Below are 508 nucleotides of genomic sequence, written 5' to 3' on the forward strand. Positions count from 1 at the left end.
CACGCTGGCCGCCAGACCGGCATTGCCGTAATCATCCAGATACCCGGCTGCAACACCCACCTGATGGGTACCGACAGCCAGAGCCTGGGGCGAGAAGTCATAGGTGATTTCCGTCATCGCCGGGTTCTTTCGAATATTGCTCCACACCCCTTCTTCCGGCAGGGGCACTACCTCGCCGCTGACCGGGCGGTTGAAGGTGAAGGTGACGGCAATCGTGCCGATACGGCTGACCTCGTTACCTTCCGGCAGGGAGACAGACGCGGTCAGCGGGCTGCCGATGACCTCCAGCGTCAGGCTGGCTGCGCTGCCGGCCAGCTGGGTGGCAGCAGAGACATAGCTGTCGGCCGTGACGCTCAGGCTTACTCCGGTATCGACACCGATCGGCGCACGGTATACCGCCGTCCAGCGGCCGGGGCTTTGCTCAGCCAGGCCGCTCAGGGTACCGGCATCGCCAGCGTTGGCGGCTGTCAGCACGATATCTTCGGCAGCAAAGCCCGTCACCGGCTCA

General features: G+C 64.4%; 1 protein-coding gene. It reads right to left on the reverse strand.

What is annotated here, in order from left to right:
- Positions 1–508 (reverse strand): hypothetical protein (locus KCG43_RS21355; RefSeq protein ID WP_218387489.1); only part of this gene is annotated, 508 nt, incomplete at both ends.

Source organism: Photobacterium sp. WH24 (genome assembly GCF_019204055.1).
Classification (GTDB): domain Bacteria; phylum Pseudomonadota; class Gammaproteobacteria; order Enterobacterales; family Vibrionaceae; genus Photobacterium; species Photobacterium arenosum.